The following is a 20,804-nucleotide window of genomic DNA, read 5'->3' as shown; positions in this document are numbered from 1 at the left end:
GATAACGGCTCTCGATTGTGTGGCCCCGGGCCGCCCGCCTCCGCTCGGCGGGCCGCCCGGCACACGAACGTCTATTTAGGCCGCGAAGTATTCCTGCAAGGCACGCACCTGGAGATCGCCTTCGAGATAGGCCTTGATCCCCTCGGCCGCCGCCATCGCGCCGGCGAGAGTGGTGTAGTACGGCACTTTATGCAAGAGGGCCGCCCGCCGGAGCGAGCGCGAGTCGGAGAGCGCGCCGGCCCCCTCCGTCGTGTTGATGACGAGGGCGATGTCGCCGTTCTTGATCGAATCGACGATGTGGGGACGGCCCTCCAGCACCTTGTTGATGCGCTCGGTCGGGATGCCCTCGTCCGCCAGGTAGCGCTGCGTGCCGCCGGTCGCGAGGATGGTGAAGCCGAGGTCCGAGAGCAGCCGGATCGTCGGCAGCACCCGGGGCTTGTCGTCGTCGCGCACGGAGACGAACACCGTGCCGGTGCGCGGCACCGCCGTGCCGGAGCCGAGCTGGCTCTTGGCGAAAGCCACGCCGAAGCCGGCATCGAGGCCGATCACCTCGCCGGTCGAGCGCATCTCGGGCCCGAGCAGCACGTCGACGCCGGGGAAGCGGGCGAAGGGGAATACCGCCTCCTTCACCGCGATGTGGTCGAGCTGCTTCGGCTTGAGGCCGAAGCCGTCGAGGCGCTCGCCGGCCATGATCCGCGCGGCGATCTTGGCGATCGGCTCGCCGATCACCTTGGCGACGAAGGGCACCGTGCGGGACGCCCGCGGGTTCACCTCCAGCACGTAGATCGCGCCGTCCTTGATCGCGTACTGCACGTTCATCAGGCCGCCGACCTTGAGGGCCAGCGCCATCGCCTTGGTCTGGCGCTCCAGCTCGGCGAGGAGCTCCGGCGACAGGGTGCGCGGGGGCAGCGAGCAGGCGGAATCGCCCGAATGGATGCCCGCCTCCTCGATGTGCTCCATGATGCCGGCGATGAACACGCTCTGCCCGTCGCAGACCGCGTCGACGTCGACCTCGGTGGCGTCCGAGAGGTAGCGGTCGAACAGGAGCGGGTTCTTGCCCAGCACCGTGTTGATCTGCCCCGTCTTGTCGTTGGGATAGCGCGCCTTGATGTCGGAGGGGATCAGGCTCGGCAGGGTGCCGAGCAGGTACTCGGCGAACTGCGCCTCGTCGCGGATGATCGCCATGGCGCGCCCGCCCAGCACGTAGCTCGGCCGCACGACGAAGGGCAGGCCGAGTTCGGCCGCCACCAGCCGGCTCTGCTCCACCGAGTAGGCGATGCCGTTCTTGGGCTGCTTGAGCCCGAGCTTGTCGAGGAGCCGCTTGAACTGGTCGCGGTCCTCGGCGAGGTCGATCGCGTCCGGCGAAGTGCCGAGGATCGGCACGCCCGCCCCTTCGAGCGCCCGGGCGAGCTTGAGCGGGGTCTGGCCGCCGAACTGCACGATCACGCCGTGGAGCTGGCCCGCCTGCCGCTCGGTCTCGACGATCTCCAGCACATCCTCCGCCGTCAGCGGCTCGAAATAGAGCCGGTCGGAGGTGTCGTAGTCGGTCGAGACCGTCTCCGGATTGCAGTTGACCATGATGGTCTCGTAGCCGGCCTCGGTCAGCGCGAAGCAGGCGTGGCAGCAGCAATAGTCGAACTCGATGCCCTGACCGATCCGGTTCGGACCGCCGCCGAGGATGATGACCTTCTTGCGGTCCGACGGGTACGCCTCGTCGGCGGTCTGGCCGGCAAACGGTGCGACGTAGGTCGAGTACATGTAGGCGGTCGGCGCCTTGAACTCGGCGGCGCAGGTGTCGATCCGCTTGAAGACCGGCCGCACCCCGAGGGCGCGGCGGGCGGCGCGCACGGCCTCTTCCTCGGTATCGGCGAGCACGGCGAGCCGCGCGTCGGAGAACCCGGCCGCTTTGAGCTGGCGGAAGGCGCCCGCGCTCTTGGGCAGACCGTGCGTCTTCACCCGGTTCTCCAAATCGACGATGGCCTGGAGCTGCTCCAGGAACCACGGATCGATCTTGCAGGAGGCGTGAATCTCCTCGTGGCTGATGCCGAGGCGCATGGCCTGGGCGACCTTGAGCAGCCGATCCGGCGTCGGCGTGCCGAGCGCAGCCTTGATGGCGTTGTGGTCGTCGCCCTTGCCGAGCCCCTCGATCTCGATCTCGTCGAGGCCGGTCAGCCCCGTCTCCAGCGAGCGCAGGGCCTTCTGCAGCGATTCCGCGAAACAGCGGCCGATCGCCATCGCCTCGCCGACAGACTTCATGGCGGTGGTCAGCGTCGGCTCGGCGCCGGGGAACTTCTCGAACGCGAAGCGCGGAATCTTGGTGACGACGTAGTCGATCGTCGGCTCGAACGAGGCCGGGGTCGCCCCGCCGGTGATGTCGTTGGCGATCTCGTCGAGGGTATAGCCGACGGCGAGCTTGGCCGCGACCTTGGCGATGGGGAAGCCGGTCGCCTTCGAGGCTAGCGCCGAGGAACGCGAGACGCGCGGGTTCATCTCGATCACGATCATCCGGCCCGTCTTCGGGTCGATCGCGAACTGCACGTTCGAGCCGCCGGTCTCGACGCCGATCTCGCGCAGAACCGCCAGCGAGGCGTCGCGCATCACCTGATACTCTTTGTCGGTGAGCGTCAGCGCGGGGGCGACGGTGATGGAATCGCCGGTATGGACGCCCATCGGATCGACGTTCTCGATGGAGCAGACGATGATGCAGTTGTCCGCCTTATCGCGGACGACCTCCATCTCGTACTCCTTCCAGCCGAGCACGCTCTCCTCGATCAGCACCTCATTGGTCGGCGAGGCGTCGATGCCCCGCTCGACGATTTCGAGGAATTCCTCGCGGTTGTAGGCGATGCCGCCGCCGGTGCCGCCCATGGTGAAGGACGGGCGGATGATCGCCGGCAGGCCGACCTCGGCCAGCGCGATCAGCGCCTGACCGAGCGCGTGCTCGATGTAGCGGCGGCGGCGGTCGCCTTCGCCGCCGCTCCACTGCCGCTCGAACTCGGCGAGCGCCGCCTCGCGGGTGGCCGGATCGGACTGCGCGGCCTCGATCCGCGCCTTCTCGGCGAGATAGCGGTCGCGATCGACCTTCTTGGCGGCGGAGGCGTTGGCGAGCGCGGATTTCGGCGTCTCAAGACCGATCTTGGTCATCGCGTCGCGGAAGAGGTTGCGGTCCTCCGCCTTGTCGATGGCCTCGGCCGTGGCGCCGATCATCTGCACGCCGAACTTTTCCAGCACGCCCATGCGCTTGAGCGAGAGCGCGCAGTTGAGCGCGGTCTGGCCGCCCATGGTCGGCAGGAGGGCGTCGGGCCGCTCCTTCTCGATGATCTTGGCGACGACCTCCGGGGTGATCGGCTCGACATAGGTGGCGTCGGCCATGTCCGGGTCGGTCATGATCGTCGCCGGGTTCGAATTCACCAGGACGATCCGGTACCCCTCCTCGCGCAGGGCCTTGCAGGCCTGGGTACCGGAATAGTCGAATTCGCAGGCTTGCCCGATGATGATGGGGCCCGCACCGATGATGAGAATGGAGGAGATGTCGGTGCGTTTCGGCATTGAGCGCCTTGAAGCGAGTTCGCGCGCGCTCGCCCTCGCGCGCCGCCGGTTCGAGGGCGGTGCCAAGGGGGCGCAGGCGCTGGGATGATCGTCAAGCCCCGCGTTTACACGCAGCCGCGCGGGTTTGAAAGGCCCGCCCGGTCCATCCCCGGCCGGGCGACGTCCTGCGGGCGACGGCCGACGACGTTTCGGTCAAGATGCTGAACAGCGGGCGGGCGGGATGATGGTGTTCGATACCGCCTTCGTGCGGTTGAAACCCGGCGACAGCATCAAGTTCGTGCCCGCCGACAAGGGGCACGATGTCGAGATCATCAGGGGCATGGCGCCCGACGGTGCGGACTTACGTGATGTCGGCTGTAGGACCGGAGACCGTGGCCAAGTTCGACAGGGAGGGCCTCCACGTCTTCGGGTGCTCGCCGCATTACATGATGGGCATGGTCGCCCTCGTCGTGATCGGCGACAAGCGCGACAACCTCGAAGCGGCCCGCAGCGTGCCGCACAACCGGCTCATGCAGAAGCGCATCGAGCCGCTGCTCGCCCAGGTCCAGTGATGCCGGCGGCTCGAATTGTCGAGCTCGGGCCGTTCCCTCAATCGGCCGCCATCACGAGGGCCCAGAAGCGCTTGTAGCGCGTCGCCGGCGCATCGACGCGGGCGATGCCGACCCGGCGCAGCTGCGGCATCAGCATGTTGCGATTGTGCTCGGGCGACGCCTTCCAGCGGGCGAGCACCTGCTCGAAGGTTTCTGAGCCCGCGCTCAGGTTCTCGGAGGCGTAGCGCTTGCCGAAGCCGGCGCTCGCCATGCGGCTGTCGAAGCTGCCGGCGATCTCGTGACTGAGCCGACCGGCCCGTGCGTTGGCCTGCGCCTGGAACGAGGCCGCGGTGATCAGGCTGCGATCGAGCGAGACCGGTCCGAGCCCGTGCTGCGCCCGATAGCGGGAGATCGCTGCGGCCGCCGCCTGCTCGTCGAGGATGATGGGCAGCGTCGGCGTCCCGGCATCGAGCACCGGAGCCCCGCCGCACCCGGCGAGCGTGAGCGCGATCAATGTCGCGACGGCGGAAAGGCGCAGGTTCGGCATCGAATTTGAGTCGGGCGGCCACGGGGAGGCGCCCGCTTCCGCGGATGGTGCGGCAAAACCGCGGCGGCCTGTCGTCGGTGCCGGATGAGGCCATCATCTGTGGCATCGCGGCCACGCAGACGCGGGGGCGACGGCGTCCAACGACCTGACGAGCAACAATGCTTGTCGAGCCTGAGCGATGCTGGTTTTGGAGGAGGAGTTCCCGTTCGCAACTGGGAACATGGCGCGGGCGACGGGGCTCGAACCCGCGACCTCCGGCGTGACAGGCCGGCACTCTAACCGACTGAGCTACGCCCGCGTTCTGCGTCGCCGGCCGGCTGGGCTCGTGTCGGCGACGAGGCGGGGTTTAGGTGGGGCGCCTTGGGCTGTCAAGCCGCTGAATCGCGGAATACGACGGTTCGGCGACGGTTCCTGAAGGGACCGGCTGAAACGCCTGATCGAAGCCGACCCAGCTCGGAGACGGCAGCGCAGCTTCGGAGCTTGAAATGGCTCAGCCCGGGCCTTAGCACCCTTGTTCACGTACTGTCTGGTATGCCAGATACCAAACAACGACGCTGGCGGGATGGCAGGGATGAAATGGCAATGCTCGAGCGTGGCAGGGCATGCGCCGATCCGCCCCGTGGCCGGATGCACGGATACCCCCATCTGTCAGCGAAAGAGGTGATTGTGCGACGCGCAATGCCCTTGTTTCGCCGGGGGGGCTCGTCTAAGCCTCGCCCGCGCTCAGTCTGGCATTGGAGGAATTCCACCCGAGGGATTCCGCACGCCGGAAACCGTCGCGAGGGCCGTCGTTCATGATCCTCACGCGCAACCATATGAGAGGTGCGGCATGACCGGCCTGCTGGCAGATTATCTGCCGCTCATCATCTTCATCGGCGTGTCGCTGTTCATCGCGGTGGCGCTGCTGGTCGCTCCGTTCATCGTGGCCTATTCGAGCCCCGATCCCGAGAAACTCTCCGCCTACGAGTGTGGTTTCAACGCGTTTGACGACGCGCGCATGAAGTTCGACGTGCGCTTCTACCTCGTGGCGATCCTGTTCATCATCTTCGACCTTGAGGTCGCCTTCCTGTTTCCCTGGGCGATCACCTTCGGGGAGCTCGGCTGGTTCGGCTTCTGGTCGATGATGGTCTTCCTCGGCGTCCTCACCGTCGGCTTCGTCTACGAGTGGCGCAAGGGCGCCCTCGAATGGGACTAGCGGCGCGACTCCCTTCGCGTCGTTTCCCTTCCGCACTCGCTCAGAGGCACAGATGGCCCTGACTCCGACCTTCTCCCGCGCGCCCGACATCGCGCCGGCCCCGAAAGGGATCATCGATCCCGCCACCGGCCGCCCGATCGGCGCGAACGATCCGACCTTCCTGTCGATCAACAGCGAGTTGGCCGACCGCGGCTTCCTCGTGACCAGCGCGGACGAGCTCATCAACTGGGCCCGCACCGGCTCGCTGATGTGGATGACCTTCGGTCTCGCCTGCTGCGCCGTCGAGATGATGCAGATGTCGATGCCGCGCTACGATTGTGAGCGCTTCGGCTTCGCCCCGCGCGGGTCGCCGCGGCAATCCGACGTGATGATCGTCGCCGGCACGCTGACCAACAAGATGGCCCCGGCCCTGCGCAAGGTCTACGACCAGATGCCGGAGCCGCGCTACGTCATCTCCATGGGCTCCTGCGCCAATGGCGGCGGCTACTATCACTACTCCTACTCAGTGGTGCGCGGCTGCGACCGGGTGGTGCCGGTCGACATCTACGTCCCGGGCTGCCCGCCGAGCGCCGAGGCGCTGCTCTACGGCGTGCTGCTGCTGCAGCGGAAGATCCGCCGCACCGGCACGATCGAGCGGTGAGGGAGGGCGCGATGGAGGCCATCACCACCAACGGCATCACGCTCCGCCGCACCGTCGCGGCGGCGCAGGGCGAGGATGCGCTGCGGGCCATGGGCGAGCGCATCGCCGGAGCGCTCGGCCCGGCGGTCACCGACTGGAGCATCACCCATGGCGAGCTGACGGTGATCGTCCAGGGCAGCGACATCGTCTACGCGCTGACGTACCTGCGCGACGATCCGGCCTGCGCCTTCCGCTGCTTCATCGACATCTGCGGCGTCGACTACCCGCAGCGGGCGCGCCGCTTCGACGTGGTCTACCACCTGCTCTCCTTGCGCCATAACATGCGGGTGCGCGTGAAGGTGCAGACCGACGCCGCGACGCCGGTGCCGTCCGCCATTCCGGTCTTCCCGGCGGCGAACTGGTTCGAGCGCGAGACCTACGACCTCTACGGCATCCTGTTCTCGGGCCATCCCGACCTGCGCCGGCTGCTGACCGATTACGGTTTCGAGGGGCATCCCCTGCGCAAGGACTTCCCGCTCACCGGCTTCGTCGAGGTCCGCTACGACCAGGACGAGGGGCGCGTCGTCTACGAGCCGGTCAAGCTCACCCAGGAATTCCGCAACTTCGACTTCCTGTCGCCGTGGGAAGGCACCGACTACGTGCTTCCGGGCGATGAGAAGAAGTCGAGCTGAGGGCTGCGGTCATGTCTGAGCACAACATCCGCAACTTCTCGATCAATTTCGGGCCGCAGCACCCGGCGGCGCACGGCGTGCTGCGCCTCGTGCTCGAACTCGACGGCGAGGTGGTCGAGCGAGTCGATCCGCATATCGGTCTGCTTCACCGCGGCACCGAGAAGCTGATCGAGCACAAGACCTACCTCCAGGCGACGCCCTATTTCGACCGGCTCGACTACGTCTCGCCGATGAATCAGGAGCACGCCTTCTGTCTCGCGATCGAGCGCCTCGCGGGCATCGAGGTGCCGCGCCGGGCCCAGCTCATCCGCACCCTGTTCTGCGAGATCGGGCGGCTGCTCTCCCACCTCCTCAACGTCACCACCCAGGCGATGGACGTCGGCGCGCTGACGCCGCCCCTGTGGGGCTTCGAGGAGCGCGAGAAGCTGATGATCTTCTACGAGCGCGCCTCCGGCGCTCGTCTTCACGCCAACTACTTCCGCCCCGGCGGCGTCCATCAGGACCTGCCGCCCGCGCTGATCGACGACATCGAGGCGTTCTGCGATCCGTTCCTGCAGGTGGTCGACGACCTCGACAACCTCGTCATGGCCAACCGCATCTTCAAGCAGCGCAACGTCGATATCGGCATCGTCTCGGTGGACGAGGCGATGGCCTGGGGCTTCTCGGGCGTGATGGTGCGCGGCTCGGGCATCCCGTGGGACCTGCGCAAGTCGCAGCCCTACGAGTGCTACGAGGAGATGGACTTCGACATCCCCGTGGGGAAGAACGGCGACACCTACGATCGCCAGGTGATCCGCATGGAAGAGATGCGGGAATCCGTGAAGATCATGAAGCAGTGCTGCGCCAAGCTGCGCGAGCCTGCGGGCCAGGGGCCGATCGCCTCGGTCGACGGCAAGTTCGCGCCGCCGCCGCGCCGGGAGATGAAGCGCTCGATGGAAGCGCTCATCCACCACTTCAAGCTCTACACCGAGGGTTTCCACGTGCCCGAGGGCGAGGTCTACGCCGCGGTCGAAGCGCCCAAGGGCGAGTTCGGCGTCTACCTCGTCTCGGACGGCACCAACAAACCCTACCGCTGCAAGATCCGCGCTCCGGGCTTCGCCCATCTTCAGGCGATGGATTGGATGTGCCGCGGCCACCTGCTCGCCGACGTGTCCTGCGTGCTCGGCACGCTCGACATCGTGTTCGGCGAAGTGGACCGCTGAGGAGACGGGTCGAAACGTCATGGCGAACCGCAGGCTAGCCCCCGCTGCCGAGCAGCCCCAGGACTTCGCGTTCACGCCCGAGAACGCTGACTGGGCTCGCGGCCAGATCGCGAAATATCCGGAGGGCCGTCAGGCCTCGGCCGTGATCCCGCTGCTGTGGAAGGCGCAGGAGCAGAATGGCGGCTGGCTGCCGCAGAAGGCAATCGAGGCGGTCGCCGACCAGCTCGGCATGCCGCATATCCGCGTGCTGGAGGTCGCGACCTTCTACACGATGTTCGCCCTGGAACCGGTCGGACGCTTCTGGATCCAGGTTTGCGGCACCGTTCCGTGCGATTGCTGCGGGGCGAAGGAGCTGAAGGCCGCCCTCCACGATCGCCTCGGCCCCTCCGGCCATGTCTCGGCCGACGGCAACTTTTCCTGGCTCGAAGTCGAGTGCCTCGGGGCCTGCTGCAATGCGCCGATGGTGCAGATCAATCAGGACTACTACGAGGATCTCACCCCTGAGAGCCTGAACAAGCTCATGGACGACCTCGCCGCCGGCCGCCCCGTGAAGGTCGGCTCGCAGATCGGCCGGATCTCCTCGGAGCCGAAGGACGCCGTCAACACCCTGACCGACCCGACCCTGTTCGACGGTTCGCGCGTCGGCGCGTGGCGCAAGCGCTTCGAGCAGACCGAGGGCGCCGGCGAGGGCGAGGAAGGTGTCAAGAAGGACGAGGCTGCCTCGACCGAGGCCCGCGTCGCGGACGAGACCAAGCCGGCCCGGCCCTCCGCCGGGCGTGCGAACGAATCGAAGGCCGCTGATGCGCCGGCCGAGCGGGCCAGTGCCGGCGAAACCCCGGTGAAGCCGGAGGACCAGGCGCAGGCCCGCGACGCGAAGGCGCCGCCGGCTCAGGATCCGGCCGTCGAGGAAGACAAGATCCTGCGCACCGAGCCGCCGCAGCATCCGGCGACCGTCGGTGCCGGCGACGACGTTCCCGAGGGCGAAAATCCGGAGGCCCGCGCCGACGCGGCCGGCACCCGGCCGCAGGGGCTCGACGCCCCACGCGAGGATCGTCCGGACGACCTGACCAAGATCAAGGGCATCGGCCCGATCAACCAGCGCCGCCTCAACGACCTCGGCATCTGGCACTACGACCAGATCGCCGCGTGGTCGCCGAAGGAGGTCGCCTGGGTGAGCGCCTATCTCGCCTTCCCCGGCCGCATCGACCGGGAAAACTGGGTGGGACAGTCGGCCGATCTCGCCGGCAGCAAGGATTGAGGAGCGGATCATGCTCTCCGATCAGGATCGCATCTTCACCAATCTCTACGGCCAGCACTCGCCGGGTCTGGACGCCGCGAAGAAACGCGGCGCCTGGGACGGCACCAAGTTCCTGCTCGAAATGGGCCGGGACTGGATCATCGATGAGATGAAGGGCTCCGGCCTGCGCGGCCGCGGCGGCGCCGGCTTCCCCACCGGCCTGAAATGGTCGTTCATGCCCAAGAAGTCCGACGGGCGCCCGCACTACCTCGTCGTCAACGCCGACGAGTCGGAGCCGGGCACCTGCAAGGACCGGGAGATCATGCGGCACGATCCGCATCTCCTGATCGAGGGCTGCATGCTGGCCTCCTTCGCCATGGGGGCGCATGCCTGCTACATCTACATCCGCGGCGAGTACGTGGCGGAGAAGTTCGCGCTCCAGCGCGCGGTGGACGAGGCCTACGAGGCGCGCCTCGTCGGGCCGTCGAACGTCCACGACTACCCTTTCGACATCTACGTCCACCACGGCGCCGGCGCCTATATCTGCGGCGAGGAGACGGCGCTCATCGAGAGCCTTGAGGGCAAGAAGGGCATGCCGCGGCTGAAGCCGCCATTCCCGGCCAATATGGGCCTCTATGGCTGCCCCACGACCGTCAACAACGTCGAGTCGATCGCGGTGGCCGGCACGATCCTGCGCCGCGGCGGCGCGTGGTTCGCGGGCCTCGGCGGCAAGAACAACACCGGCACCAAGCTGTTCTGCGTCTCGGGCCACGTCAACAAGCCCTGCAACGTCGAGGAAGAGCTCGGCATCACGTTCCGCGAGCTGATCGACAAGCATTGCGGCGGCATGCGCGGCGGTTGGGACAACCTGCTCTGCTCCATCCCCGGCGGCTCCTCGGTGCCCCTGGTACCGGCCGAGCAGATCATCGACGCCAAGATGGATTTCGACACCCTGCGCAACCTCGGCTCGGGGCTGGGCACCGCGGCGGTGATCGTGCTCGACAAGTCGACCGACATCGTCGGCGCGATCGCCCGCATCTCGTACTTCTACAAGCACGAGAGCTGCGGCCAGTGCACGCCCTGCCGCGAGGGCACCGGCTGGATGTGGCGCGTGCTCACCCGCATGGCCGCCGGCCGGGCGCAGAAGCGCGAAATCGACATGCTCTTGGAAGTCACCAAGCAGGTCGAGGGCCACACGATCTGCGCGCTGGGCGACGCTGCCGCGTGGCCGATCCAGGGCCTGATCCGGCATTTCCGGCCCGAGATCGAGAAGCGGATCGACCAGTACAGCGCGAACCCGCACATGGATGCGGTGCCGATGGCGGCGGAGTGAGCGCCGCCCCGATGCTCACCTTCGAGATGACCCGATGACCAAAATCCTCATCGACGGCACCGAGGTCGATGTCCCGGCCGACTACACCCTGCTGCAGGCCTGCGAGATCGCGGGCGCGGAGATCCCGCGCTTCTGCTTCCACGAGCGGCTGTCGATTGCCGGCAATTGCCGCATGTGCCTGGTCGAGCTGAAGGGCGCGCCCAAGCCCGTGGCCTCCTGCGCCTACGCGGTGAAGGATTGCCGCCCTGGCCCCAACGGCGAGCCGCCGGAGGTGCTGACGCGTTCTGGCACGACGAAGAAGGCGCGCGAGGGGGTGATGGAGTTCCTCCTCATCAACCACCCGCTCGATTGCCCGATCTGCGACCAGGGCGGCCATTGCGACCTGCAGGATCAGGCGATGGCCTACGGCGTCGACTCGACCCGCTACAGCGAGAACAAGCGGGCGGTCGAGGAGAAGTATATCGGCCCGCTGGTGCGCACGGCGATGAACCGGTGCATCCACTGCACCCGCTGCGTCCGCTTCCTCGCGGAAGTCGCCGGCGTGCCGGATCTCGGCGCCATCGGCCGCGGCGAGGACATGGAGATCACGAGCTACCTCGAACAGGCGATGGGCTCGGAGCTTCAGGGCAACGTCGCCGACCTCTGCCCGGTCGGCGCGCTGGTTCACCTGCCGCAGAGCTACAACGTGCGCCCCTGGGAGCTGCACAAGACCGAATCCGTCGACGTGATGGACGCGGTCGGCTCGGCGATCCGCATCGATGCCCGCGGCCGCGAGGTGATGCAGATCGAGCCGCGCATCAACGAAGAAATCAACGAGGAGTGGATCTCCGACAAGACCCGCCACGTGGTGGACGGCCTGCGCCTTCAGCGCCTCGACCGCCCCTTCCTGCGCGAGAACGGGCGCCTGCGCCCGGCCTCCTGGGGTGAGGCGTTCTCGGCGATCGCTGCCAAGGTGAAGGGCGCCGATCCCAAGCGCGTCGGCGCCCTCGTCGGCGATCTCGCGGGTGCCGAGGAGATCTTTGCGCTCAAGCAGCTCATGGGCTCGCTCGGCGTGACGAATCTCGACGCGCGCCAGACCGGTGAGGTGATCGACCCGGCCTGGGGCCGGGCCGCCTACACCTTTGCGCCGACCATCCCCGGCATCGAGCAGGCGGACGCGATCCTCATCGTCGGCGCCAACCCTCGCACGGAAGCCTCGCTGCTCAACGTGCGCATCCGCAAGCGCTGGCGCATGGCTCCGGTCTCGATCGGCCTGATCCTCGACGAGCAGCCGGACCTGACCTACCCCTACACCTATCTCGGCGCCGGCACCGGCACGCTCGGTTCGATCGCCAAGGGCGAGCACAGCTTCCTCGACGTGCTGAAAAAGGCCGAGCGCCCGCTCATCCTCGTCGGCGAGGGCGGCCTTGGCGCGCTCGCCGCCGCCGCCGCGCTGGCGAAGGATGTCGGCGCGGTCGCGGAGGGCTGGAACGGCTTCGGCGTGCTCAACACGGCGGCGGCCCGCGTCGGCGCCCTCGATCTCGGCTTCGTGCCGGGGGAGGGCGACCTGACCTTCACGCAGATGCTGGAGCCGGGCGCGCTCGACGTCGTGTTCAACCTCGGCGCTGACGAGCGGGTGATCGCGCCCGGCGCCTTCGTGATCTATCAGGGCACCCACGGCGATGCCGGCGCCAGCCGCGCCGACGTGATCCTGCCGGGCGCCGCCTATACCGAGAAGAGCGCGACCTACGTCAATCTCGAGGGCCGGGTGCAGATGGCCAACCGCGCCGGCTTCCCGCCGGGCGATGCCCGCGAGGATTGGGCGATCCTGCGTGCGCTCTCCGACGTGCTCGGCAAGCGCCTGCCCTACGATTCCCTCGCCGCGCTCCGTAAGGCGATGTATGCGGAGCACCCGCATCTTGCAGCGGTCGGGCAGGTCGAAGCCTCCGACGCGGCGGCGACGCTCGACACCCTGGCGGCGCTGCCGGGGGAGGGCGCGTCGGGCGCCTTCTCCTCTCCGGTCGCCGACTTCTACCTCACCAACCCGATCGCCCGCGCCTCGCGGGTGCTCGCCGAGTGCTCCGGCCTCGCCCGGGGCCGCGCCCTCGAAGCGGCGGAATAAGGGACGCCCGCGATGACCTTCTGGGAAGTGCTCGGCACCGTCCTCCTGATCGCGCTGAAGAGCTTCGTGCTGCTCGCGGCGCTGCTCGTCTTCATCGCCTTCGCGCTGCTGGCGGACCGCAAGATCTGGGCGGCGGTGCAGCTGCGCCGCGGTCCGAACGTGGTCGGACCGTTCGGTCTGCTCCAGTCCTTCGCCGACCTCCTGAAGTTCGTGCTGAAGGAGCCGGTGATTCCGGCGGGCGCCAACAAGGCGATCTACCTGCTGGCGCCGCTGGTCTTCGCGATGCTGGCGCTGGCGTCCTGGGCGGTGATCCCCCTCGCCGACGGCTGGGCGATCGCCGACATCAATGTCGGCATCACCTACATCTTCGCAATCTCCTCGCTCGGCGTCTACGGCGTCATCATGGGCGGCTGGGCCTCGAACTCGAAATACGCCTTCCTCGGCGCCCTGCGCTCGGCGGCGCAGATGATCTCCTACGAGGTCTCGCTCGGCTTCGTGATCATCTGCGTGCTGCTGTGTGCCGGCTCGCTCAACCTCTCGCGCATCGTCACCGCGCAGGACACGGCGCTCGGCCTGTTCGGCTGGTACTGGCTCTGGCTGTTCCCGATGTTCGGCGTGTTCTTCGTCTCGGCGCTCGCCGAGACCAACCGCCCGCCCTTCGACCTGCCGGAGGCCGAGTCGGAACTCGTGGCGGGCTACATGGTCGAGTACTCCTCGACGCCGTACCTGCTGTTCATGCTCGGCGAGTACGTGGCGATCATGACCATGTGCGCGCTCGGCACGGTCCTGTTCCTCGGCGGCTGGCTCTCGCCGATCCCGTTCGTGCCCTTCACCTGGGTGCCCGGCGTGATCTGGTTCGCGCTGAAGGCCAGCTTCCTGTTCTTCATGATCGCCATGGTGAAGGCCATGGTGCCCCGCTACCGCTACGACCAGCTCATGCGGCTCGGCTGGAAGGTGTTCCTTCCGCTCTCCCTGATCTCGGTCATCATCGTCGCCTTCGTCCTGAAACTCACCGGCCTCGCGCCGGGCGCTTGAGAAGGATCGCGCCGTGAAGCTCGATCAGGTCGCCAGAAGCCTTCTCCTGAAGGAGTTCGTGTCGGGGTTCTTCCTCGCCATGAGGTACTTCCTGAAGCCAAAGGCCACGATCAACTACCCCTTCGAGATGGGCCATCGCGGACCGCGCTTCCGCGGCGAGCACGCCCTGCGCCGCTACCCCAACGGCGAGGAGCGCTGCATCGCCTGCAAGCTCTGCGAGGCCATCTGCCCCGCGCAAGCGATCACCATCGAGGCGGGCCCGCGCCGCAATGACGGCACGCGGCGCACCACGCGCTACGACATCGACATGGTGAAGTGCATCTATTGCGGCATGTGCCAGGAGGCCTGCCCGGTGGACGCCATCGTCGAGGGCCCGAACTTCGAGTTCTCGGTCGAGACCCGCGAGGAGCTGCTCTACGACAAGCAGAAGCTGCTCGAGAATGGCGACCGCTGGGAGCGCGAGATCGCCCGCAACATCGCGATGGACGCGCCCTACCGCTAGTCCGCCGCCGGTTGTGCCTTGCACAGCCCAGATCTATAGACGGGCCGCCGCCTGCGGCCGAGGGTCCACCGAGGCAGAAGGGAGCCGCTCGACCGAGCGGCCGATGCTGAAAATCGCATGACCGCAGCCGCCGCCTTCTTCTATCTCTTCGCCAGCCTCGCCGTGGCCTCGGGCTTCATGGTGATCGCTGCCAGGAACCCCGTCACCTCGGTGTTGTTCCTGATCCTCGCCTTCGTGAACGCCGCCGGGCTGTTCGTGATGATGGGCGCCGAGTTCCTGGCGATGATTCTCGTCGTCGTCTATGTCGGCGCGGTGGCGGTGCTGTTCCTCTTCGTCGTGATGATGCTCGACGTGGACTTCGCCGCGCTCCGCCAGGGCTTCCAGCGCTACCTGCCAATCGGCGGCCTGATCGGCGCGATCTTCCTGATCGAGCTGCTGCTGGTGGTGGGCACCTGGACCATCGATCCGGGCCTCGTTCAGGCGCCGCTCGGCCGCGCGGCCCACGGCGAGACCGCCACCAACACCGAGGCGCTCGGCCGCGTGCTCTACACGGACTACGTCTACGCCTTCCAGATCGCCGGCCTGATCCTGCTGGTCGCGATGATCGGCGCCATCGTGCTGACCCTGCGCGAGCGCACCGGCGTGAAGCGCCAGAACATCTCCGTGCAGAACGCCCGCACGCAGACGATGGCGGTCGATACCATCAAGGTGCCCTCGCGGCAGGGCGTGGAGGTCTGAGGCCCATGATCGGACTGAGCCACTATCTCACGGTTGCCGCGATCCTGTTCACGCTCGGCGTGCTCGGCATCTTCATCAACCGCAAGAACGTCATCGTCATCCTGATGTCGGTCGAGCTGATCCTGCTCGCCGTGAACATCAACCTCGTCGCCTTCTCGACCCATCTCAACGACATCACCGGGCAGGTCTTCGCCCTGTTCGTGCTGACGGTGGCCGCGGCCGAGGCCGCGATCGGTCTGGCGATCCTGGTGGTGTTCTTCCGCAACCGCGGCTCCATCGCCGTCGAGGACGTGAGCATGATGAAGGGCTGACGCTCCCTCCCGAAGAGAGCCCCGTCCCCTTCGTCCGCCTGCTGCGAGGCATGACCGACCCATGTATCACGCGATCGTCTTCTTCCCGCTGATCGGCGCCCTGATCGCCGGCCTGTTCGGCCGGCTGATCGGCGCACGGATGAGCGAGCTCGTGACGACGGGCTGCCTTGCCTTCGCGGCCTTGCTGTCCTGGGGCGCCTTCTTCCTCGTGACCGGAGACGGCCGCGCCGAGACCGTGCCCGTCGCGCAGTGGTTTTCGGCCGGCGACCTCGTGGTCGACTGGGCCTTCAAGGTCGACACGCTGACCGCGGTGATGCTCGTCGTCGTGACCTCGGTCTCGACCCTCGTGCACCTCTACTCCATCGGCTACATGCACGAGGATCCGCACCGGCCGCGCTTCTTCGCCTACCTGTCGCTGTTCACCTTCGCCATGCTGATGCTGGTGACGGCCGACAACCTCGTGCAGATGTTCTTCGGCTGGGAGGGCGTCGGCCTCGCGAGCTACCTGCTGATCGGCTTCTGGTACGAGAAGCCCTCGGCCAACGCCGCGGCGATGAAGGCCTTCATCGTCAACCGCGTCGGCGATTTCGGCTTCTCGCTCGGCATCTTCCTCGTTTTCGTCCTGACGGGCTCGGTCGGTTTCGACGCGATCTTCGCCAAGGCGCCGGAGCTGAAGGACGCGACCTTCCACTTCCTCGGCCATGACTGGCACGCCCTGACGCTCGCCTGCCTGCTCCTGTTCATGGGCGCGATGGGCAAGTCGGCGCAGTTCCTGCTGCACACCTGGCTCCCCGACGCGATGGAGGGCCCGACTCCGGTCTCGGCGCTGATCCACGCCGCCACCATGGTGACCGCCGGCGTGTTCATGGTCGCGCGCCTGTCGCCGCTGTTCGAGCTGGCCCCGACCGCGCTCACCGTCGTCACCGTCATCGGCGGCATCACCGCCTTCTTCGCGGCGACCGTCGGCCTCGTGCAGAACGACATCAAGCGGGTCATCGCCTACTCGACCTGCTCGCAGCTCGGCTACATGTTCGTCGGCCTCGGCGTCGGCGCCTACGCCACGGGCGTGTTCCACCTCTTCACCCACGCCTTCTTCAAGGCGCTGCTGTTCCTCGGCGCCGGCTCGGTCATCCATGCGATGCACCACGAGCAGGACATGCGGAACATGGGCGGCCTGCGCCGCTACATCCCCTTCACCACGGCGATGATGACGATCGGCACGATCGCGCTGATCGGCTTCCCGTTTACCTCGGGCTACTACTCGAAGGACGCGATCATCGAGGCGGCCTACATGTCCGACCGCCCCGGCCACGTCCTGGCGTTCCTCGCCACGGTGATCGCCGCGCTGATGACCTCGTTCTACTCCTGGCGCCTGTTCTTCCTCACCTTCGAGGGACCGCAGCGCTGGGTGGCGCACGGCGCCCACGGTCACGACGATCACGCGCATGCCGCGGATGATCATGCCCATGCGGCGACCGCCCATGCCGCCTCGTCCCACCAGGCCGACGGCGCGCCGGGGCATCACGAGGGCGTCGCCCACGATGACAAGGGCCACGACGTCGAGCCCGCCTCGCACAGCGCGATCGAGCACCACGACGATCACGCCCACACGCCGCACGAGAGCCCGCTCGTGATGACGATCCCGCTCGGCATCCTGGCCTTTGGCGCCCTGTTCGCCGGCCTGATCTTCAAGGACCGGTTCATCGGGCACGACATGGACAAGTTCTGGGGCCACGCGCTCCCGCACGGGTCCGGCAACGACATCATGCACAAGATCCACGACGCGCCGGGCTGGGTCGCCGCCTCGCCCTTCGTGATGCTCGTGCTCGGCTTCTTGCTGGCCTTCTGGATGTATATCCGCCGGCCCGACATGCCGCACCGCATCGCGGAGTCTCAGCCAATCCTGTACCGCTTCCTGCTCAACAAGTGGTACTTCGACGAGATCTACGACCGGATCTTCGTGCGCCCGGCCAAGAACTTCGGCCTGTTCCTCTGGAAGGAGGGTGACGGCCGGATCATCGACGGCTTCGGCCCGAACGGCATCTCGGCCCGGGTCGTGGACATCACCCGTGGCGTGGTCCGCCTCCAGACCGGCTACGTCTACCACTACGCCTTCGTGATGCTCGTCGGGGTCGCCGGCCTGATCACGTGGTACCTCGTCTCCGGCGTGCCTGGGGGGACCCACTGATGCTCGGCCTCGGTATTCTCTCCGGGCTCCTGATCGTCCCGCTCGCGGGCGCCGCCTTCATCCTGACCCTGGGTGAGGAGACGGAGGCCGTGAAGCGCAACGCCCGCTGGGCCGCGCTGATCACCACGGTCGTCACCTTCCTGCTCTCGCTGGTGGCCTGGGCCCGCTACGACGTGGCGAGCCCGAGCTTCCAGCTCGTGGAGAGCCATGCGTGGCTGGCCGAGACGATCCGGTTCAAGCTCGGCGTCGACGGCTTCTCGATGCCGCTGATCCTGCTGACCACCTTCCTGATGCCGTTCTGCATCGGCGCCTCGTGGCTCTCGGTCGAGAATCGGGTGAAGGAGTACTTCGTCGCCTTTCTCGTCCTCGAGACGACGATGATCGGCGTGTTCTGCGCCCTCGATCTCGTGCTGTTCTACCTGTTCTTCGAGGCAGGCCTGATCCCGATGTTCCTCATCATCGGCATCTGGGGCGGCAAGCGGCGCATCTACGCGAGCTTCAAATTCTTCCTCTACACCCTGCTCGGCTCGGTGCTGATGCTGCTCGCCATCATGGCGATGTACTGGGAGGCCGGCACCACCGACATCCCGACGCTCCTCCAGCACCGCTTCCCCGTCGGCCTGCAATGGTGGCTGTGGCTCGCCTTCTTCGCCTCCTTCGCGGTGAAGATGCCGATGTGGCCGGTCCATACCTGGCTCCCCGACGCCCACGTCGAGGCGCCGACCGCGGGCTCGGTGATCCTGGCCGGCATCCTGCTCAAGATGGGCGGCTACGGCTTCATCCGGATCTCGCTGCCGATGCTGCCGGATGCGAGCACCGAGTTCGCGCCGCTCGTCTTCGCCCTGTCGGTGATCGCGATCATCTTCACCTCGCTCACCGCGATGATGCAGACCGACATCAAGAAGCTGATCGCCTACTCGTCGGTGGCGCATATGGGCTTCGTGACGCTCGGCCTGTTCACCCTCAACGAGCAGGGCATCCAGGGCGCGCTGTTCCTGATGATCTCGCACGGCATCGTCTCGGGCGCGCTCTTCCTCTGCGTCGGCGTCGTCTACGACCGGATGCACACCCGCGAGATCGCGGCCTATGGCGGTCTCGTGAAGCGGATGCCGCTCTACGCCGCGGCGATGATGGTCTTCACCATGGCCAATGTCGGCCTGCCGGGCACGTCGGGCTTCGTCGGCGAGTTCCTGGCGATGATGGGCGCCTTCCGCGCCAACCCGACGGTGGCCTTCTTCTCGGTCTTCGGCATCATCCTCTCGGCCGGCTACGCCCTGTGGCTCTACGCCCGGGTGATCTACGGGAAGCTCGACAAGCCCAATCTCCAGGGCATCCTCGATCTCGATAACCGCGAGAAGATCATCATCGCGCCGCTCGTCGCGCTGACGATCTGGTACGGCGTCCACCCGGCCCCCGTGCTCGACACGTTCGCGCCGTCCACCGAGGCGCTGATGCAGAACATGCGGGCCGCGCTCGCCACCACCCAGACCGCCGAGGCCGCAGCCAAGGCCGCACAATCCGCCGCGGCGGAGAAGGCGGCGGCTCACGCCTCCCAAAAAACCGTCGAGGCCGCCGCGCGATGACCCCGATCCAGTCCGTCCTGCCGGCGATCACGCCGGTCCTGCCGGAGATCGTCCTGAGCATCGGCGCTCTGCTGCTCGTCCTCTACGGGGCGTGGCGCGGCGAGCGCTCGTCCGAGGGCGTCAACGTCGGTGCGCTGATCCTCCTGATCTTCACCTTCTTCCTCGTCGTCTCGCAGACGGGCAACGTGACGACGCTGAACGGCGCCTTCATCGCCGACCCGTTTGCGCGGGTGATGAAAGCACTGATCCTGATTGGCTCCGCGGCGACGATCCTGCTCTCGCGGGACTACTTCCAGCGCGAGCGCATCGACCGGTTCGAGTACCCGATCCTGATCGTGCTCTGCACCATCGGCATGCTGGTCATGGCCTCCGCCAACGACCTGATCTCGCTGTATCTCGGCCTCGAACTGCAATCGCTCGCCGCCTACGTCATCGCCGCCTTCCACCGCGACGACGTGAAGTCCACGGAAGCCGGCCTGAAGTACTTCGTGCTCGGCGCGCTCTCCTCCGGCATGCTGCTCTACGGCGCCTCGCTGGTCTACGGCTTCACCGGCACGGTCTCGTTCCCCGGCATCGTCACGGCGCTGAACGGTCCGTCGAGCTTCGGCATCGTGCTGGGCATCGTGTTCGTCGCCGCCGGCGTCGCCTTCAAGCTCGCGGCGGTGCCGTTCCACATGTGGACGCCGGACGTCTACGAGGGCTCGCCGACCCCGGTCACCGCCTTCTTCGGCTCTGCGCCGAAGGTCGCCGCCATGGCGATGACGGTGCGCGTCTTCATCGGCGCCTTCCCCGACGTCACCGCGGTCTGGCAGCAGATCATCGTGTTCGTCTCGATCGCCTCGATGGCGCTCGGGTCCTTCGCCGCCATCGGCCAGCGCAACATCAAGCGCCTGATGGCCTATTCCTCCATCGGCAATGTCGGCTACGCGCTGATCGGCCTCGCCGCCGGCTCGGAGGAGGGGGTGCGCGGCGTGGTCATCTACATGGTGATCTACCTCGCCATGACGCTGGGCGCCTTCGCGGTGCTGCTGTCGCTCCGCCGCAAGGACAAGATGTTCGAGACGATCGACGATCTCTCGGGCCTCTCGCGCACCCATCCCTGGCTGGCCTTCTGCCTTGCCGCGATGATGTTCTCGCTGGCCGGCATTCCGCCGCTCGCCGGGTTCTTCGCGAAGTTCTACGTCTTCGCCGCCGCCATCAAGGCGGGGCTGGTGACGCTCGCGGTCGTCGGCGTGGTGACCTCGGTGGTCGGCGCGTTCTACTACCTGCGCCTCGTCAAGGTGATGTACTTCGACGAGGCCAAGGCCCCCTATGAGCGGATCCCGCCGGGCTCGGCGATCGTGCTCGGCGTGTCGAGCGCCGTCGTGGTGCTGTTCTTCCTGATCCCGGCGCCGCTCGTCGCCGCGGCCGGGGACGCCGCCAAGTCGCTGTTCTAAAGGCGG

At 67.3% G+C, this 20,804-nt stretch carries 16 protein-coding genes, 1 tRNA gene and 1 pseudogene; 15 read left to right on the top strand and 3 right to left on the bottom strand.

Annotation, left to right across the window (positions count from 1 at the left end; all coding sequences use genetic code 11):
* Positions 1-75: 75 nt before the first annotated feature.
* Positions 76-3,549 carry a carbamoyl-phosphate synthase large subunit gene (gene carB, locus MPPM_RS05550; protein ID WP_096484191.1) on the bottom strand — a complete coding sequence of 1,158 codons (3,474 nt, stop codon included), beginning with the start codon at positions 3,547-3,549 and terminating at the stop codon, positions 76-78.
* Between the two features lie 197 nt (positions 3,550-3,746).
* On the opposite strand from carB, the pseudogene MPPM_RS05545 reads away from it, so the two are divergent.
* Positions 3,747-4,100, top strand: a pseudogene (locus MPPM_RS05545) (pseudoazurin).
* 37 nt (positions 4,101-4,137) lie between these two features.
* On the opposite strand, the gene MPPM_RS05540 reads toward MPPM_RS05545, so the two are convergent.
* Together MPPM_RS05540 and MPPM_RS05535 are read right to left on the bottom strand one after the other, a co-directional pair.
* Positions 4,138-4,626 carry a CAP domain-containing protein gene (locus MPPM_RS05540; RefSeq protein ID WP_096484190.1) on the bottom strand — a complete coding sequence of 163 codons (489 nt, stop codon included), beginning with the start codon at positions 4,624-4,626 and terminating at the stop codon, positions 4,138-4,140.
* Between the two features lie 221 nt (positions 4,627-4,847).
* Positions 4,848-4,924: transfer RNA gene (locus MPPM_RS05535), tRNA-Asp, on the bottom strand.
* 531 nt (positions 4,925-5,455) lie between these two features.
* On the opposite strand from MPPM_RS05535, the gene MPPM_RS05530 reads away from it, so the two are divergent.
* The 14 genes from MPPM_RS05530 (at position 5,456) to nuoN (ending at position 20,798) form a co-directional block, all read left to right on the top strand.
* Complete coding sequence (locus tag MPPM_RS05530) at positions 5,456-5,821, top strand: NADH-quinone oxidoreductase subunit A (RefSeq protein ID WP_096484189.1); 366 nt, start codon at positions 5,456-5,458, stop codon at positions 5,819-5,821.
* Positions 5,822-5,873: 52 nt separating this feature from the next.
* Positions 5,874-6,461, top strand: coding sequence for a NuoB/complex I 20 kDa subunit family protein (locus tag MPPM_RS05525; protein ID WP_096484188.1), 588 nt, complete (start codon positions 5,874-5,876; stop codon positions 6,459-6,461).
* 11 nt (positions 6,462-6,472) lie between these two features.
* Positions 6,473-7,132 carry an NADH-quinone oxidoreductase subunit C gene (locus MPPM_RS05520; RefSeq protein WP_096484187.1) on the top strand — a complete coding sequence of 220 codons (660 nt, stop codon included), beginning with the start codon at positions 6,473-6,475 and terminating at the stop codon, positions 7,130-7,132.
* A gap of 11 nt (positions 7,133-7,143) precedes the next feature.
* Positions 7,144-8,334: an NADH-quinone oxidoreductase subunit D gene (locus MPPM_RS05515; protein WP_096484186.1), complete on the top strand. Its 1,191-nt coding sequence runs from the start codon at positions 7,144-7,146 to the stop codon at positions 8,332-8,334.
* Positions 8,335-8,353: 19 nt separating this feature from the next.
* On the top strand, positions 8,354-9,592 hold the full coding sequence (gene nuoE, locus MPPM_RS05510; protein WP_096484185.1) for an NADH-quinone oxidoreductase subunit NuoE: 1,239 nt from the start codon (positions 8,354-8,356) through the stop codon (positions 9,590-9,592).
* Positions 9,593-9,602: 10 nt separating this feature from the next.
* Positions 9,603-10,904, top strand: a complete 1,302-nt coding sequence (gene nuoF, locus MPPM_RS05505; RefSeq protein WP_096484184.1) for an NADH-quinone oxidoreductase subunit NuoF — start codon at positions 9,603-9,605, stop codon at positions 10,902-10,904.
* 34 nt (positions 10,905-10,938) lie between these two features.
* On the top strand, positions 10,939-13,005 hold the full coding sequence (gene nuoG, locus MPPM_RS05500) for an NADH-quinone oxidoreductase subunit NuoG (protein WP_096484183.1): 2,067 nt from the start codon (positions 10,939-10,941) through the stop codon (positions 13,003-13,005).
* A gap of 12 nt (positions 13,006-13,017) precedes the next feature.
* Positions 13,018-14,040, top strand: coding sequence for an NADH-quinone oxidoreductase subunit NuoH (nuoH, locus tag MPPM_RS05495; RefSeq protein WP_096484182.1), 1,023 nt, complete (start codon positions 13,018-13,020; stop codon positions 14,038-14,040).
* 13 nt (positions 14,041-14,053) lie between these two features.
* Positions 14,054-14,542 (top strand): NADH-quinone oxidoreductase subunit NuoI, encoded by a 489-nt coding sequence (nuoI, locus tag MPPM_RS05490; protein WP_096484181.1) that lies wholly within the window; start codon positions 14,054-14,056, stop codon positions 14,540-14,542.
* 117 nt (positions 14,543-14,659) lie between these two features.
* Positions 14,660-15,280 (top strand): NADH-quinone oxidoreductase subunit J, encoded by a 621-nt coding sequence (locus MPPM_RS05485; protein ID WP_012452937.1) that lies wholly within the window; start codon positions 14,660-14,662, stop codon positions 15,278-15,280.
* 5 nt (positions 15,281-15,285) lie between these two features.
* Positions 15,286-15,591 (top strand): NADH-quinone oxidoreductase subunit NuoK, encoded by a 306-nt coding sequence (nuoK, locus tag MPPM_RS05480; protein ID WP_003598182.1) that lies wholly within the window; start codon positions 15,286-15,288, stop codon positions 15,589-15,591.
* A gap of 61 nt (positions 15,592-15,652) precedes the next feature.
* The gene (gene nuoL, locus MPPM_RS05475) at positions 15,653-17,779 is read left to right on the top strand and encodes an NADH-quinone oxidoreductase subunit L (RefSeq protein WP_096484180.1); all 2,127 of its coding nucleotides are present in this window, start codon (positions 15,653-15,655) and stop codon (positions 17,777-17,779) included.
* The gene (locus tag MPPM_RS05470) at positions 17,779-19,362 is read left to right on the top strand and encodes an NADH-quinone oxidoreductase subunit M (RefSeq protein ID WP_096484179.1); all 1,584 of its coding nucleotides are present in this window, start codon (positions 17,779-17,781) and stop codon (positions 19,360-19,362) included. The genes nuoL and MPPM_RS05470 overlap by 1 nt, the downstream gene beginning before the upstream one ends.
* The gene (gene nuoN, locus MPPM_RS05465) at positions 19,359-20,798 is read left to right on the top strand and encodes an NADH-quinone oxidoreductase subunit NuoN (protein WP_096484178.1); all 1,440 of its coding nucleotides are present in this window, start codon (positions 19,359-19,361) and stop codon (positions 20,796-20,798) included. The genes MPPM_RS05470 and nuoN overlap by 4 nt, the downstream gene beginning before the upstream one ends.
* Positions 20,799-20,804: the final 6 nt, after the last annotated feature.

The organism is Methylorubrum populi (genome assembly GCF_002355515.1).
Lineage (GTDB): Bacteria > Pseudomonadota > Alphaproteobacteria > Rhizobiales > Beijerinckiaceae > Methylobacterium > Methylobacterium populi_A.
Note: the sequence above shows the minus strand (reverse complement) of the source record. Positions and strands in the feature narration are given on the sequence as shown.

Bases quoted from the DNA above. Each gene is read 5' to 3' on its own strand.
- nuoN (WP_096484178.1), top strand. From the start codon at position 19,359: ATGACCCCGATCCAGTCCGTCCTGCCGGCGATCACGCCGGTCCTGCCG.
- MPPM_RS05520 (WP_096484187.1), top strand. From the start codon at position 6,473: ATGGAGGCCATCACCACCAACGGCATCACGCTCCGCCGCACCGTCGCG.
- MPPM_RS05540 (WP_096484190.1), bottom strand. From the start codon at position 4,626: ATGCCGAACCTGCGCCTTTCCGCCGTCGCGACATTGATCGCGCTCACG.
- MPPM_RS05525 (WP_096484188.1), top strand. From the start codon at position 5,874: ATGGCCCTGACTCCGACCTTCTCCCGCGCGCCCGACATCGCGCCGGCC.
- MPPM_RS05515 (WP_096484186.1), top strand. From the start codon at position 7,144: ATGTCTGAGCACAACATCCGCAACTTCTCGATCAATTTCGGGCCGCAG.
- nuoE (WP_096484185.1), top strand. From the start codon at position 8,354: ATGGCGAACCGCAGGCTAGCCCCCGCTGCCGAGCAGCCCCAGGACTTC.
- nuoG (WP_096484183.1), top strand. From the start codon at position 10,939: ATGACCAAAATCCTCATCGACGGCACCGAGGTCGATGTCCCGGCCGAC.
- nuoK (WP_003598182.1), top strand. From the start codon at position 15,286: ATGATCGGACTGAGCCACTATCTCACGGTTGCCGCGATCCTGTTCACG.
- MPPM_RS05470 (WP_096484179.1), top strand. From the start codon at position 17,779: ATGCTCGGCCTCGGTATTCTCTCCGGGCTCCTGATCGTCCCGCTCGCG.
- nuoH (WP_096484182.1), top strand. From the start codon at position 13,018: ATGACCTTCTGGGAAGTGCTCGGCACCGTCCTCCTGATCGCGCTGAAG.
- nuoF (WP_096484184.1), top strand. From the start codon at position 9,603: ATGCTCTCCGATCAGGATCGCATCTTCACCAATCTCTACGGCCAGCAC.
- MPPM_RS05530 (WP_096484189.1), top strand. From the start codon at position 5,456: ATGACCGGCCTGCTGGCAGATTATCTGCCGCTCATCATCTTCATCGGC.
- MPPM_RS05485 (WP_012452937.1), top strand. From the start codon at position 14,660: ATGACCGCAGCCGCCGCCTTCTTCTATCTCTTCGCCAGCCTCGCCGTG.
- nuoL (WP_096484180.1), top strand. From the start codon at position 15,653: ATGTATCACGCGATCGTCTTCTTCCCGCTGATCGGCGCCCTGATCGCC.
- carB (WP_096484191.1), bottom strand. From the start codon at position 3,549: ATGCCGAAACGCACCGACATCTCCTCCATTCTCATCATCGGTGCGGGC.